The following is a 13252-nucleotide window of genomic DNA, read 5'->3' as shown; positions in this document are numbered from 1 at the left end:
AGTGATCATGAATGGAATGGGACGTTTTTCTGGCGCCATACAGCCAAGCGGTTGATGAGCTTAAGATAAAATTGCGCGGGTATCGCGATTTTTACGAGATTGCGTTGAAGAATTCACCGATAGAATTCGTGACCGGACGGGTTAAACCGGTGCCAAGTATTCTTGAAAAAGCCAGACGCAGGGGTATTCCGCTGGATCAGCTGAATACTCAGATGCAGGATCTGGCCGGCATCCGAGTCATGTGCCAGTTTGTCGACGATATCATGAAAGTGGTGGAGATGATTCGCAACCGAACGGATCTGAACGTTGTTGAAGAAAAAGATTATATCAAAGAAAAAAAGAAGAGCGGTTACCGGTCTTATCATGTTGTTGTTCAATATCCGGTTCAGACAATAACCGGTGAGAAAAAAATTCTTGCAGAGATTCAGGTTCGAACACTTGCGATGAATTTCTGGGCGACAATTGAACATTCACTGAACTATAAATATAAAGGAAATATCCCGACTGATGTGAAAGTCCGCCTTTTGAGGGCTGCTGAGGCGGCGTTTCGGCTTGATGAAGAAATGTCACAGATTCGTGAGGAAATTTTGATCGCTCAGCAGCATTTCTCACAAAAAAATGCAGATGAAGAATAGCGGGTGAAAAGGTTCAGCCTGGGGGTGGGGCAAAAACGCTGCGTAAGGAAGGGGTTCAGACAGGGATGGATGAAAGAGAAGAAACAACATTGACGGATGGTGTTCCCGCGGGCCGGCTTAAATCTTTTGCCGTGGAAACAAGAGACGACCCATTTTCAAATGAGCTCAGAGAACGAATTTGCGGCTACCTGACCGATTTTCAGTTAAGGTATGACGAAAAAGAACCGGATATCGTGATTTCAGTGGGCGGCGACGGAACACTGCTGCAAGCTTTCCACCGTTATATCGGCCGTCTGGAGAATACGTCTTTTGTCGGCGTTCATACGGGCCACTTAGGCTTCTACGCCGACTGGACGGTTGAGGAAGTCGAGAAACTGGTCATCTCCATTGCCAAAAACAGCTTCGATATCGTAGAATATCCGCTCCTGCAGGTGACCATCAGTTATGCGGACAGCGATAAGATCATGAACTATCTCGCATTGAATGAGTGTACGGTAAGAAGCGCCGAAGGGCTGCTTGTTGCCGATGTGATGATACGGGGCGAGAAATTCGAGAGTTTCAGAGGAGACGGGCTCTGCTTTTCGACACCCACCGGTTCTACAGCCTATAATAAAGGCCTGGCGGGAGCAATCATCCACCCGTCGCTTGCATCTATACAACTTACGGAAATTGCATCCATCAATAACCGTGTATACCGGACACTGGGCTCCCCGCTCATCTTGCCGAGGCATCATCATTGCCAGGTCAAACCGGTTACAGATGAACGTTTTAATGTCACCATTGACCATTTATCAACCCTGCATGATAATGTCAGACAGATTGAGTGCTCCGTCGCAAGAGAAAAAATCCGTTTTGCCAGATTTCGTCCGTTCCCGTTCTGGCGCCGTGTAAGGGACTCGTTTATCGGATGAACCGGTCATGACCATAACCTGAAAAACAAGGAAAGGTAAGTGAATGTGAATCGGGCGTCTGGCAGGCGCCCGTAATGGTATGGAACAGCAAAGTTATCACGTTGAAAAGAGAATGGATGCATCGCACCATGGATTGCTGATGCTTGATTTTTTAAGAAAAGAAATGAAAATATCACGCCGGACACTTTCGGCCATTAAATACAAGGGCGGTCATCTGCTCATTGACGGAGAAGACCGGACGGTTCGTCATGTGTTAAAAGAGGGGGAAGTTCTGACGATTATTTTTCCTCCCGAGACGCCGAGTGATTTTCTTGTCGCAAACAGCATGCCTTTGGAGATTGTGTATGAAGACGACTGCTTGCTGGTCATCAACAAATCGGCGGGAATACCAGTGATTCCGTCGCACCAATATCCCTCGGGAACGCTGGCCAATGGACTGCTTGCCCATTTTCAAAAGGAAAATCTGGCTTCAACCGTTCACATCATTAACAGGCTGGACCGCAATACATCGGGACTCATGCTGGTTGCGAAGCACCGGTTCAGTCATGAGCGCTTCTTTAAGATGCAGAAACAAAAGGAGATACATCGCCGTTATCTTGCTTTTATACACGGAATTCTTGAGGAATCTGAAGGAACAATTGACGCGCCGATCGGGCGCAAAGTCGGGAGTGCGATTGAAAGAGAAGTCGACTGGCTGTCGGGAAGGCGTTCAATCACGCATTTTAAAGTGTTACAACGGTATCACGACAGAACGCTCGTCGCCGTTCGTCTGCAGACAGGACGGACGCACCAGATACGCGTCCATTTTGCATCAATCGGCCACCCGCTGCTTGGAGATGATTTATACGGAGGGCCGATGAATAAAATCAGCCGTCAGGCGCTGCACAGTTTTGAACTTGTATTTGTGCATCCTTTTACCGGCCAGCCTTTTCATCTGCACGCGTCTTGTCCTGAAGATATGGCGCTTCTCGCCGATGAACCGATTAATCCGGAAAAGATATGAATCGATCGGCCATGACGGGCATGGAAGAGGGTATGGAGATAATCTGCTGTTCCGGATAGCGAAGCGCGCTTAGGGCGCCGCCGAACACACATCCCGTGTCAAGGTTCAGTGTCCTGTTTTTCCACCTTGGCGTTTTAACCGGTGTGTGGCCATAGACGACAAGGGCTGTCCCATGATAATTTTTCGCCCAGTCACGGCGTTCGGGGAGTCCGCGTTCATCTGTCTGCCCCGTTGTATCGCCGTACAGAATAAAGGATTCGATACGCTTGTCCATGGGCTTGCCGATGTCCTCTTCACGGATTCCGGCGTGGCAGACAACGAGATTTCCCTGATCGAGAATGAGACTGAGAGGCGAATGTTCATAAAGATCAAGAAACGTCTGAACAATAAAGTTTTTTTTCTTCTCAGGCAAAGCGTTCAGCTCCCGGACAGTTGTTTCCAGACCATGTGCCACCCGAACAGGATTTCCTGACATATAGCGATAAAGTTTGTTGCAGTGGTTGCCTGGTACATAAAGTCCGCTGCCGTTTTTCACGATGCCGGAAACGAGTTCGATCATCGCGACCGAGTCGGGGCCGCGATCGGTGATGTCTCCGACAAAAACGAGTTTTCGTCCGTCTGCGTGTACAGGCCGTCCATCTTTCCAGGTATAATTCAGCCGAACCGTCAGATGCTTGAACTCCTGCAGACAACCGTGCACATCACCTAAGATATCGTAAGTCATATTTCCGTCCCCTTTTTCTTCTTTGTCGGTATTTTTCCTCAGGTCGCATTGAAAAATTCCGTCTTCCAGGGCAACAAGGAAGAATTAATCGCCGGACATAAAAGCACCTGTTTCTTTTTTTAACTTTATTATGTGAACATATATTTTTGAGTCCGCAGGCGAATACTTTGTACCAACCCGATGGCGATCTGACTCGAAAACAGCGATAAATATAGAAAACACCGCAATAGGGATAGTTCATCGCAGACAGAAAAGAAACATCAGGACTCACAGTGCGCGCGTCTGATGCCCTCAAAACAGCGCGGACCGTTAGTGATCCGCCGGCTCCGTTAAGCCTTAACGGCCGGACTGAAAAATTCAGCTTGATCCGCTGTATTTTCAGTGCATCTCCCGGAAAGAGCGGCGACTTGCCCGGATATTCATGATATAATAGCCACTGGAAGATAAGAATTCGCAGGAGGTCTGATGATGGATTTAACTCTTGAAGGACGTACATACGTGGTCATGGGTGTGGCCAATAAGCGAAGCATTGCCTGGGGCATTGCTCAGGCTCTTGATAAAGCGGGGGCGCGCCTGATTTTCACTTACAACAACGAACGTTTTCGCGAGGGTGTGGAAAAACTGGCTGCGACGCTGGACGGCAGGAACAGTCTGTTTTTTTCCTGCGATGTCACAAGCGACGAGGAGATTGAAACGGCCTTCGCTAAAATCAAAGAGGAGGTCGGTGTGATCCATGGTGTGGCGCACTGTATTGCCTTTGCCAGAAAAGAGGAACTTGACGGCGACTATATGAACACGACGAGGGAAGGTTTTCTCCTTGCGCAGAACGTCAGCTCCTACTCCCTGACGGCTGTACTGAAGGCAGCCGAGGGCCTCATGACTGATGGCGGAAGTGTTGTGACCATGACTTATCTCGGCGGCGAACGTGTTGTAAAAAATTATAATGTTATGGGTGTCGCCAAAGCAAGCCTCGATGCGAGTGTGAAATACTTGGCCAATGATCTTGGCAAGAAAGATATTCGTGTCAATGCGATTTCCGCCGGCCCGATACGTACTCTGTCGGCCAAGGGAATTTCCGACTTCAACAGTGTGCTTAAAGTCATTGAAGAAAAAGCGCCGCTCCGCCGTTCGATCACTCCGGAAGATGTCGGCAATACGGCGCTCTTTCTGTTCAGCGACCTGTCAAGAAATATTACCGGCGAAACGATTCATGTCGATGCCGGGTTCAACATCGTCAGCATTTAATGAAGAAAGGATCGGGTTCCGTTTTCATACGAATCCGATCCTTTTTACTTATCCCGGCCCGGCCGCCAGACCGTTTTACCGCAAGTACCGCATTTTCTGACTTCGCGGGTCGGAAAAACCTCGGCATTTTGTCCAGAGCCGCTTTTTCGCTGTTTTATCTGGCGATAGAGCGTCTGGAGATCCTGTTTATTCATGATCTGATTCCCCCTGATCCGCTGTTATATCAATTTATTCCGGCTCGATTGAACACGTGCATGACCTTCTCTTTGATTATTTGTTTTCAACGGGGTGTTCGGCATGATTATTGAGACAGACAAGTGCGGCATCACCTTTGGAACTTTTCGACCATTGCTGCTTAAAAATGGGCTCAGGAGATGTGCCAATCCCTATGTCCGATCCATACAATGTAGGGAAACAACTAACCATGCTCTGATATGGCAGGAAAGGAAGGATTATATGGGAAATAAATCGATCTCCAAGCCGATCGGTGAATTACAGGACGAATGCATCAGGGTTCCAAAAGTCTATGATTGGGTAACGGATGCTTTGAAAAAAGAAGTTGAAGTCCGCTTTACCGATGAGCAGCTTGAACAGATTGAAGAGGCACTCGAGGATCCCTATCGCAGGCCGCTGCGCGTAAACGTAAAGACGCCTAAAGCGCCGCCTTTATTCCCGCTCAGCGGTGGCGATTCGGAAAAGGGCACAAATGAAGGGTTCTACTGCGAACAAATAGGTGAAAAACGCCAGGTGACGGTATCGGTTTCAGGAAAGCTTGTCGAAGCTGAGCTTGTCGATCTCCTGTTCACTTCTGATATCAGCGTTCTTGTTCTTGATCGACAGGGAAAAACGGTCGTCAAACAGAATACAAACGTCAGCATAATGGAATCTTTTGTTCTCTGCTATCCGGATGGCACCGATTTATTGTGCCGTGTCTCAAAAATCTGGTCGCGCGTTTCCGGCGGCTCGGTCATTTTGAACGGACCTTTTACACCTAGTGTAAAGCTGGAAGTGGTATTCTGCGTTGACGTTCAGGTCGAAGCAGAGGTTAAACTGGAAGTGCTGGCAAAATACAGCGATCCAAGAAGCAATGATATCAAGGCTCCTGAAGTTGAGGAACAGTGCCCGCAGATATCTTTTCCCGGACAGCGTTCAGAAATCTACCCTGGACTTTCCCCGGAAAAGGTCGCGGAAGAAGAAAGCGAAAGCTAAGACTTGAGGCCGGGTCCTGTCGGCCTCGGGTAAAGCGTTAGGATCAAAAGCATCAAGAGCGGGGAAGAATCCTGCCTTGATGTTTTTTATTAACATCATGCTCAGCTGCCGGTTGTATCCTGCCGCGAGATTTTGCGGACGGCTCAAAGCCGGGAACAAAAATTGGGCAGGCAATGATAAGAGGCGCCATTCATATACTGATTTCAGAAGAAGACATCTTAAGGAGGGCGCCCGCTTTGGCTGATCAAAAGAACACGTTGAACATGGCCTCACTTGCCGACAGACAAAAATTCTACCGGGATAAGGCGCTGAGACTCGAGCAGGAAATAATCTTCGCCAGGGAAGAGGCGCTGCAGCTCAAACAAGAACTGAAGGATTTACGGCTAAAGGAGAAGCAGTCCGGCACCATTCTTCAGGAAGCCGAAGATCGCCTCGGTTCGCTAAAAAACGATTATCATGATCTTCTGCAAAAGTATCAGGAAGCGCAGGAACATCACGCTGAATTCGAAAAACGCATAGCCGATCTGGAAAAAACTCAACGGTCGGACTCCGATATTTCAATCGAGACTTACCGCTATCGCGTGAAAGGATATGAACAGCTTCTTTCAGAAGTCCAGGGGCAGCTCAACGACAAGGAGAAACGGATTGCTGTATACGAAAGACGGCTCGCTATCCTTGAAAAGCGTTTGAAAAGCGAGAGGGAAAAAGTAAGGGAGCCGTCGACAGAGGGGGCGGAAGGAGAAACCGGGCAGCCTGAATACCGGGCGACCGCGCTTTTGGATTACACCTGGATCCTGGATGAAAGAAAAAGTCTGGTTCGGGGACAGGTCCTGATTGAAAATACGGGAACGGCTTCCTTGGAATCGCCGGTGCTCTGCTTTCGTTTCCATCCGGAAGACGCCGCTAATCTGAAGGGACGCGTTTACCGGGAGGAGGATCCGCTGGCGGAGGATGATGCGGGCGGGCAGGTCAGGTGGGTGATTATGGACAGCGACGGGTCGGATGGGGAGAGAAAAGACGGCGATATCTGGATCCGTCCGTCTGATCAGCTGATTGTCGGTCCCGGTAAGATCATAACATTTAACGACTTTCAGATTCCGTTTGATTATCAGTACGCTAACACACTTCATGTAGAATGTTTCGTCTTTTTTAACGAGGGCACCTACAAGATCAAATGCGCCAATCAAATTCTGATTAACGCCTCATTTCATTACGGTTTAGGCGGCTGACCGCACAGTTTAAAGGGCGCCAGCATATAGTGTCACGAAACCATCCCAGGAGGAGATAAAAAATGGCAGAAGATAAGAAAAAAGAACCAAAAACCATTCACGTGGATAAGTTGGTGATTAAGGCGGATGAAGTGATTTTTCAACCGGAAAGGGAGCACCGGCCGCCGTTTTTGGGGAGACCCGGTTTTCCTGGTCCTGAAAATGAAAGAGGCAGGTTCGTCCGCGATTTCTGGGGTTTCCCGCTTCCAAGGACAGTGGAAGAAACAGAAGAACCCAAGGAAGAAAAACACGAGACGGAGAAATAACAATAAAGATATTATTAAAAAGGGCGGGCCGGTGACCTTGGCTGCGTCCTCTTTCTTTGTCGAAAACCCTTCAGGACGGATGGATGGTCTGGACAAAGAGTCCGTCTTCCGGGCGCCATTCTGCGATCATCACCCGTTTCGGATCCTCTATTCCCTTTCTTTTTAATTCATCGCGCAGCCATTGCTCGGTTTTGCCCGCTTTTTTGAGGTTTCTTCGGATGATGACTCCGTCACTGATAAAGGTGGCGGGCAGGGAGACCGTGTGGCCGGGAAGGCGAAGATCGGCCCTTGTCACCATATCAAGTTCCGGCTTTTTTATCACGGAGATTTTCCCGTTTGGCTCAAGAATGGCATATTCAATTTCACGAAATGAAAAAACATTCCTGTCGCGAAGCAGCATCTGGAGATGGTTCATGTCCACTTTATTCTTTTTCAGGACATTCCGATCCACAATTCCTCCGCTGATCACAATCGCCGGCTGACTCTCAAAGAAGCCGCGTGAACGATTGAATTTCAGGGTGATAAAATCAATCAGAAAGATCAGGATACCCCAGAACATGATCGCAAACAGCACTTTAAAAATGTTGGCTTCCGGATCATAAATCGCATCGCTGACAAAATCACCAACGACGATCATCGCGATAAAATCAAAGGGGGTGGCCTCGGACATAGAGGCCCTCCCCATCACTTTTGTGAGCAGCAGCAGGCTGAACAAGCCGACAGTCAATTCCACAATGATGGATAAAAACGATTCCACTTCCCGGACCCCCTCTTGTATGCCGAAAGACTTGGCTGCGCCGTTCATCTAATTTAGGATTGACCGCGGACGTTTTTTTATGCAGGACAGCAGCTTAAGTCACCGGGTTTTTTATCATCGAGAACAAGGGTTCCTGGTTTTAAAATATTTTCTTTTCCCAGAGTGAACCCTTCTCCTTGCTTCAAAGCAGGGCTTTGAGCTATGATAGCGATGCGCCTACACCGAAAACCTTTCAAGCAGAGCACTGCGAACATCGGGTTTCCAAGAACGCCACGTGTGGTCGCCGTCCAGCTCATGGAAGGTATAGTGACTCGGTTTGTACGTGCTCAAGGTTTGATGAAGCACCTGATTCGGGCGGAGAAAATTCTCTACAGTTCCCCGTGTGGTTCGGACAGCCGTCTCTCCTCTTCCAATCGAGTGATAGATAGACAGAGTACGGACAGCCCCGGCGGATCTGATTTGTTCAATGATCTGTTCATTAACATAGGGTGACTGCATGATGACGCCGTGGAACAGATCGGGCCGTCCAAGCGCCGCCATTAGCGAGACTGTTCCGCCGAGCGAGTCCCCGATCAACGTACGGCTCTCGGGATCGGAGTCAATCGAAATCTGCTCCGTGATCCGCGGCACAACTTCTTCGGAAAGTGCGCGAAGATACGAAGGGCGCATCGAACCGTCGGGATGGTACAATTGCCAGCGTGATTTGGGATTTTCATAGGGGATTGCGACAACGACCATTGGCCGGATAATGGTCTTGCTGATCCATTCATCCGCCGTGCTGAAAAGCCGGCCGATTTGCAGATAGTCGCGTCCGTCCTGCGCAATTAATAAAGGATATTTCCGATCCGGGTCGTAGCCTGGGGGAAGGTAGCGGATCACGGGAAGCGTTCGCATCAGGAACTTGCTTTCAACCGCCATGTCCGACATTTTTCCCTGAAGTTTCATCTCTTGCCCCTCCAACGATTCATTTTTTCTTTCATAGTAGCATAAAATGGACAACGGGGAACTGCGCATCGTTTTAATCAATGGATGTGCAGGCATAAAAATTCAGCTCACATCCGAAAAATAATAATATGAGCGGCTTGCATCGAAAGGAGAAATCAATTTATGAGTGAACAGGAATTTACAAAAAGCCTGACCTATGCTCCCGGATTGCCGAAAGATGCCACTTTCTATTCGGGCCATAAAAAAAGAGTAACCTCCCACGCTGTGTCTGAAGCAGCGGAAAATGCGCTGAAGGAACGCGGTGTGGCTGTTGAGGATATTGCCGAAATTGTTTTTGATCTGCAGACACCGTTTATGGCAGGACTGACCATGGAGGCTTGCGTGGAAAATGTGAGAGGCGCCCTGGCAAAACGCGAACTTCAGCATGCTATTCTCGTCGGTATCGAACTCGATAAGCTGGCCGAGAAAAAAATGCTGTCCGAGCCTCTTCAGTCTCTGGTCGATCAAGATGAAGGTCTGTTCGGCGTCGATGAAACGATTGCATTGGGAGCGGTTTCCAGTTTCGGCAGCATCGCAGCAACGACGTTCGGTTATCTGGATAAAGTCAAACCGAAAATTATCGGGCGGCTTGATCAGGAAAAACACGGTAAAGTCAATACGTTTCTTGATGACATTGTTTGCAGCATTGCCGCCGATGCGTCGAGCAGGCTGGCTCACCGTGTAAGAGATCAGGAAGAGCGGCGCCTACCTAAAAAAAGATAGAAATAAAAAAACGCGATCCGAGCCGTTGGGATCCGTTTTTATTATGTTATAATAATTTTAAATTTATTGTAAACCCAGCAGTTAAATGGGTTTGTTTAAATCTTCAGAAGAATGAGGTGCTGGTGATGACGAATTTCCTGATCCTGCACGGTCTTGGCGGAAGTACGGGCGGCCACTGGCAGGAATGGCTGTTTCATGAACTGAAGGCAAGGGGGGAACGCGTCTGTTTTCCTCAATTTCCCGACTGGGACCGTCCCCGGAAAGCCATTTGGCTCGCTCAGCTGAACGACGTCATGGCGTCAATTCCGGAAAAGGAAAAACTGGTTGTTATTGCGCATAGTCTCGGATGCATGCTCTGGATTCACTATGCGGCACAGTGTTTAAAAAGAAAAGTGAGCAAAGCCATCCTCGTTTGTCCCCCCTCCCGGTTTCTGGACGAGGAAGCCATTAAGGATTTTTTCCCGCTTCCCGAAAATACTTCGGCTCTAGCGGAAGGCGCGGACAGAACGTTGATTGTAACCTCTTCAACCGATCCTTTTCTTCCAAAAAACTCGGTTTCTCAATATTTTGAGTACGGTGTTCCCTGTCTAATACTTCCCGGCATGGGGCACATCAATGTCAAGTCCGGATACGGGCCATGGCCATGGATGATTGACGTCTGTCTCGGCAGCACGCTCCCTTTTTCAGACGCCGCAAGCCGGATTTCGCCGGAAGAAGCATCGACGGGAAAGGTGTCTGATTGAGCCGACGTTGTTTCAGAAGGAGAGTTGGTTATCATGAACAAACTTTATATTTTTGCATACAAAGCTCCTGTCGCGCCTATGGATGCCTACGCGGGTTATTTCGACGGCACCTTTCATCCAAAACCGGGTGTGCTGAATTCATTTGATGAACTGATGGATCAGGATTACGTTGAGTTTTTCGGCGACTGCGGTTTCCTGGAACATATTCCCCAGCGCTTTTTTGGGGATCTTTACGCAAAAATGGAGGCTGCCTATACAAGGCTGAACGGAGGGGAAGAGCAGCTGAGCCTTTTTGAAATATGATCCGGATGATTCCATCTACTATTTATAAAAAGATCAATACAAAAACCGGAAGGTGCCATGTCCTCCCGGTTTTTAAGCTGTTTGTTTTCCTTAATGAGCTTTGGCTATTTGCTGGTAGGCGTGTTCCAGTTCACTTAAAGATAACTCGTACAGCTGCTGATTCTTGGTTTTATATATTCCTCTGTCCAGTAATTTTACGATCAGATCATCTTTTTTCTGCTCATTTGCATTCTGAAAATGATTGGGCATAACATGATCTCTCCTCTTAAAGTCCATCTTGATCGGTTCAGGAAAACAGAATGACGTCAGTTCCGGCAGCGCGGTCAGTGATTTTGCACCGACCTGAGGACTTCCGATGCACGTCCGCCGCTGATGACAATCAATTCTTCGTATAATTCGTCGCGTTTGATGTCGAGCTGAATAATTTTTTCTGCCAGACGTTTGACTTGTTCCTGATTCATGCCCCTGCCTCCTGAAAAACTGAATTACAGTTTCTTATTTTTCTTTCTCCATTTTTATTTTAATAATAATTTATTGAGAAGTCTAATAACATGTCGGAATATCTGACAATACGATTGCCAAGTCGGTGTTCTAGATGTAATATTATCTTACAATGAAAATGCCGTGTTTTTTTTAACACTTTAAAAAAGTATAAAATTTAAAGGATTATGGTGTGGGCGACCGAACAAATCGCCGCGTCCTGCGGCATGTTCGGCATTAGGTCGTCCTGGCCCCCGCAACTAAGGCTCAGCCAGTGCCAAAGGCCCCGCTTTGCCAAGTTTTCCTTAAGTGAACGTTAAAACAGAAAGGAGGATCGTTGAATGGCCACGCACTCTCAAAAGGATGCCTATCTGTTTAAAAAAGTGATTTCAATAGGAACAGTTTGTGAACTGACCGGTCTGAGCGAGCGTCAGATCCGTTATTATGAGAAAAGAAAACTGATATTTCCTGAACGTTCTGATCGTGGCAATCGCAAGTATTCTTTTTCAGATGTAGAAACTTTAATGGATATTGCCAACAAAATGGAAGACGGCATGCAGACATCTGAACTGCGCAAGGAAATGCAGAAAAATCAAAACAAGCGATATGACAGCAAATTCAGGGAACGGATGATCCGCGGACAGCTGAATGCCTATTTCAATAAAAGGGATTAGGTAACCGCTGCCGTATTTTAATGGCATGAGATAATCGATGAGTTGCGGACTTGTTTGAACCGGCGAAAATGCCGGGCTTTTTTTTCCCTTTTTCTGGCAGGTCGAGGGGCGTCATTTTCCTGTGAGTATGCCAATTGAACCTCTTAACAAAAAAAGTGGGCGTAAAAATCGGACACCCGATATAATAAGAACGCTGAGGGGGGAGGGGAACGATGAGACTGTACGTTACGGTAAATCCTGATATCGAAGAAGAGACGGTTCGAATGAATGTGAGAAAAATCGGCGATAAGGTGGAACAGATTCGGAAAATTGTCGAGAACGGCAATTCCAAAGACTATGTTTCAGTTATAAAGGAGGACCGTTCCTATATTCTTCCGATTGAACAAATTTCTCACATGGTTTCAGAAAACGGAAAAAGCTTTGCGGTTTCCGGGAAAGAAAAATTCCAGTATAGAGAAACGCTGAAATATTTTGAGGAGAACATGGGAAACGGTGATTTTGTCCGTATTTCCAAATACTGCCTGGCAAATATCAACTGGATGGATTATTTCGAGGCGGGGTTCAGCGGGAATCTGATTTTAAAATTTAAAAACGGCTGGAAAGCGTCGGTTTCGAGAAAGTATGTGAAAAAATTAAAAGAAAAATTTAACTAGGGAGGGGATCGTATGTGGATCTCGAAACTCATTAACAGAATAATGATCGGGTTCGGTATCGGGGCTCTTGCGACTGTTGTTTATTTGATGATTGCTATGCATTTTCAACTGCCGGTTCTCAGCACAGGGCTCATGATGAAAGAACTTCTTGGGTCTATGGCATTCGGCGCTTATTGCTGTGTGACATCATTCATTTACAACTGGGAAAAAATCAATCCTTCCGCGCAAACTGCGATTCATTTTCCGCTTATGTTAATAGGATTTTTCATAGCGGGAACGTTACTGGGGTGGCTGACCTATTTTCCCTTCTGGTCTTTTTTCTGGTTTTTTTTCATTTATTTAATGCTTTGGCTCTATTTTTATCTATATAATCGAAACATGGCAAAACGCCTTAATGAAGGGCTTAAAAAAGAGTAAAATAATTTAGGACGGGATAGCGTCACTTTACGAAAACGTGGATTAGAAGAGACTGGATCAATATCCAGGCTCTTTTTTAATTACCTTTGCTCATCAACGTGAAATACATTGATTAATGAAATTATAGCATGTCACAGAATAGATGCATTATAGGCACAAATCGTTCACTAAATTGCCATGATACGGTCATAGCAGATGGCCGAAGAAGTTGTAAAGTAATAAGTGGATGTGTGACATCTGTTACACTTGTGAAGTTT

Annotated in this window: 19 protein-coding genes; 13 read left to right on the top strand and 6 right to left on the bottom strand. The window is 47.1% G+C overall.

What is annotated here, in order from left to right:
* Window positions 1-11: 11 nt before the first annotated feature.
* The 3 genes from yjbM to IEX81_RS03665 all read left to right on the top strand — a co-directional run bounded on the left by yjbM (window position 12) and on the right by IEX81_RS03665 (window position 2549).
* On the top strand, window positions 12-635 hold the full coding sequence (gene yjbM, locus IEX81_RS03675) for a GTP diphosphokinase (protein WP_188801703.1): 624 nt from the start codon (window positions 12-14) through the stop codon (window positions 633-635).
* A 65-nt stretch (window positions 636-700) separates the two neighbouring features.
* Complete coding sequence (locus IEX81_RS03670; RefSeq protein ID WP_188801702.1) at window positions 701-1546, top strand: NAD kinase; 846 nt, start codon at window positions 701-703, stop codon at window positions 1544-1546.
* A 79-nt stretch (window positions 1547-1625) separates the two neighbouring features.
* Window positions 1626-2549: an RluA family pseudouridine synthase gene (locus tag IEX81_RS03665; RefSeq protein WP_188801701.1), complete on the top strand. Its 924-nt coding sequence runs from the start codon at window positions 1626-1628 to the stop codon at window positions 2547-2549.
* Here IEX81_RS03665 and prpE read toward each other — a convergent pair.
* On the bottom strand, window positions 2530-3273 hold the full coding sequence (gene prpE / locus IEX81_RS03660; RefSeq protein WP_188801700.1) for a bis(5'-nucleosyl)-tetraphosphatase PrpE: 744 nt from the start codon (window positions 3271-3273) through the stop codon (window positions 2530-2532). The two genes, IEX81_RS03665 and prpE, sit on opposite strands and share 20 nt — an antisense overlap.
* A gap of 468 nt (window positions 3274-3741) precedes the next feature.
* Here prpE and fabI point away from each other — a divergent pair, with 468 nt between their 5' ends.
* Entirely contained in the window at window positions 3742-4518 is a 777-nt protein-coding gene (fabI, locus tag IEX81_RS03655; protein WP_188801699.1) for an enoyl-ACP reductase FabI, read from the top strand.
* Window positions 4519-4562: 44 nt separating this feature from the next.
* Here the strand turns inward: fabI and IEX81_RS03650 are convergent, their stop codons facing one another.
* The gene (locus IEX81_RS03650) at window positions 4563-4712 is read right to left on the bottom strand and encodes a hypothetical protein (RefSeq protein WP_188801698.1); all 150 of its coding nucleotides are present in this window, start codon (window positions 4710-4712) and stop codon (window positions 4563-4565) included.
* 262 nt (window positions 4713-4974) lie between these two features.
* Here IEX81_RS03650 and IEX81_RS03645 point away from each other — a divergent pair, with 262 nt between their 5' ends.
* The 3 genes from IEX81_RS03645 to IEX81_RS03635 all read left to right on the top strand — a co-directional run bounded on the left by IEX81_RS03645 (window position 4975) and on the right by IEX81_RS03635 (window position 7261).
* Window positions 4975-5727, top strand: coding sequence for a BMQ_0737 family morphogenetic spore coat protein (locus IEX81_RS03645; protein ID WP_188801697.1), 753 nt, complete (start codon window positions 4975-4977; stop codon window positions 5725-5727).
* Window positions 5728-5963: 236 nt separating this feature from the next.
* Window positions 5964-6956: a hypothetical protein gene (locus tag IEX81_RS03640; RefSeq protein ID WP_188801696.1), complete on the top strand. Its 993-nt coding sequence runs from the start codon at window positions 5964-5966 to the stop codon at window positions 6954-6956.
* A 62-nt stretch (window positions 6957-7018) separates the two neighbouring features.
* Window positions 7019-7261: a hypothetical protein gene (locus IEX81_RS03635; RefSeq protein WP_188801695.1), complete on the top strand. Its 243-nt coding sequence runs from the start codon at window positions 7019-7021 to the stop codon at window positions 7259-7261.
* 70 nt (window positions 7262-7331) lie between these two features.
* Here IEX81_RS03635 and IEX81_RS03630 read toward each other — a convergent pair whose 3' ends face one another.
* Window positions 7332-8018 (bottom strand): DUF421 domain-containing protein, encoded by a 687-nt coding sequence (locus IEX81_RS03630; RefSeq protein ID WP_229727452.1) that lies wholly within the window; start codon window positions 8016-8018, stop codon window positions 7332-7334.
* A 216-nt stretch (window positions 8019-8234) separates the two neighbouring features.
* Window positions 8235-8963: an alpha/beta hydrolase gene (locus IEX81_RS03625; RefSeq protein ID WP_188801693.1), complete on the bottom strand. Its 729-nt coding sequence runs from the start codon at window positions 8961-8963 to the stop codon at window positions 8235-8237.
* A gap of 162 nt (window positions 8964-9125) precedes the next feature.
* Between IEX81_RS03625 and IEX81_RS03620 the strand changes: the two genes are divergently transcribed.
* The 3 genes from IEX81_RS03620 to IEX81_RS03610 all read left to right on the top strand — a co-directional run bounded on the left by IEX81_RS03620 (window position 9126) and on the right by IEX81_RS03610 (window position 10771).
* Entirely contained in the window at window positions 9126-9725 is a 600-nt protein-coding gene (locus IEX81_RS03620; RefSeq protein ID WP_188801692.1) for a phosphatidylglycerophosphatase A family protein, read from the top strand.
* 125 nt (window positions 9726-9850) lie between these two features.
* Window positions 9851-10468 (top strand): RBBP9/YdeN family alpha/beta hydrolase, encoded by a 618-nt coding sequence (locus IEX81_RS03615; RefSeq protein WP_229727451.1) that lies wholly within the window; start codon window positions 9851-9853, stop codon window positions 10466-10468.
* A gap of 33 nt (window positions 10469-10501) precedes the next feature.
* Window positions 10502-10771 carry a hypothetical protein gene (locus IEX81_RS03610; protein ID WP_188801690.1) on the top strand — a complete coding sequence of 90 codons (270 nt, stop codon included), beginning with the start codon at window positions 10502-10504 and terminating at the stop codon, window positions 10769-10771.
* Window positions 10772-10861: 90 nt separating this feature from the next.
* Here IEX81_RS03610 and IEX81_RS03605 read toward each other — a convergent pair whose 3' ends face one another.
* Both IEX81_RS03605 and ykzB read right to left on the bottom strand, forming a co-directional pair.
* The gene (locus tag IEX81_RS03605) at window positions 10862-11020 is read right to left on the bottom strand and encodes a Fur-regulated basic protein FbpA (RefSeq protein WP_188801689.1); all 159 of its coding nucleotides are present in this window, start codon (window positions 11018-11020) and stop codon (window positions 10862-10864) included.
* Window positions 11021-11094: 74 nt separating this feature from the next.
* Complete coding sequence (ykzB, locus tag IEX81_RS03600) at window positions 11095-11232, bottom strand: protein YkzB (RefSeq protein ID WP_188801688.1); 138 nt, start codon at window positions 11230-11232, stop codon at window positions 11095-11097.
* Window positions 11233-11592: 360 nt separating this feature from the next.
* Here ykzB and IEX81_RS03595 point away from each other — a divergent pair, with 360 nt between their 5' ends.
* The 3 genes from IEX81_RS03595 (at window position 11593) to IEX81_RS03585 (ending at window position 12995) form a co-directional block, all read left to right on the top strand.
* The gene (locus IEX81_RS03595) at window positions 11593-11925 is read left to right on the top strand and encodes a MerR family transcriptional regulator (RefSeq protein ID WP_188801687.1); all 333 of its coding nucleotides are present in this window, start codon (window positions 11593-11595) and stop codon (window positions 11923-11925) included.
* A gap of 212 nt (window positions 11926-12137) precedes the next feature.
* Window positions 12138-12578 (top strand): LytTR family DNA-binding domain-containing protein, encoded by a 441-nt coding sequence (locus tag IEX81_RS03590; protein WP_188801686.1) that lies wholly within the window; start codon window positions 12138-12140, stop codon window positions 12576-12578.
* 12 nt (window positions 12579-12590) lie between these two features.
* Complete coding sequence (locus IEX81_RS03585) at window positions 12591-12995, top strand: DUF3021 domain-containing protein (RefSeq protein ID WP_188801685.1); 405 nt, start codon at window positions 12591-12593, stop codon at window positions 12993-12995.
* Window positions 12996-13252: the final 257 nt, after the last annotated feature.

Origin of the sequence: Sporolactobacillus putidus (assembly GCF_014647035.1) — a bacterium.
Classification (GTDB): Bacteria; Bacillota; Bacilli; order Bacillales; family Sporolactobacillaceae; genus Sporolactobacillus; species Sporolactobacillus putidus.
Note: the sequence above shows the minus strand (reverse complement) of the source record. Positions and strands in the feature narration are given on the sequence as shown.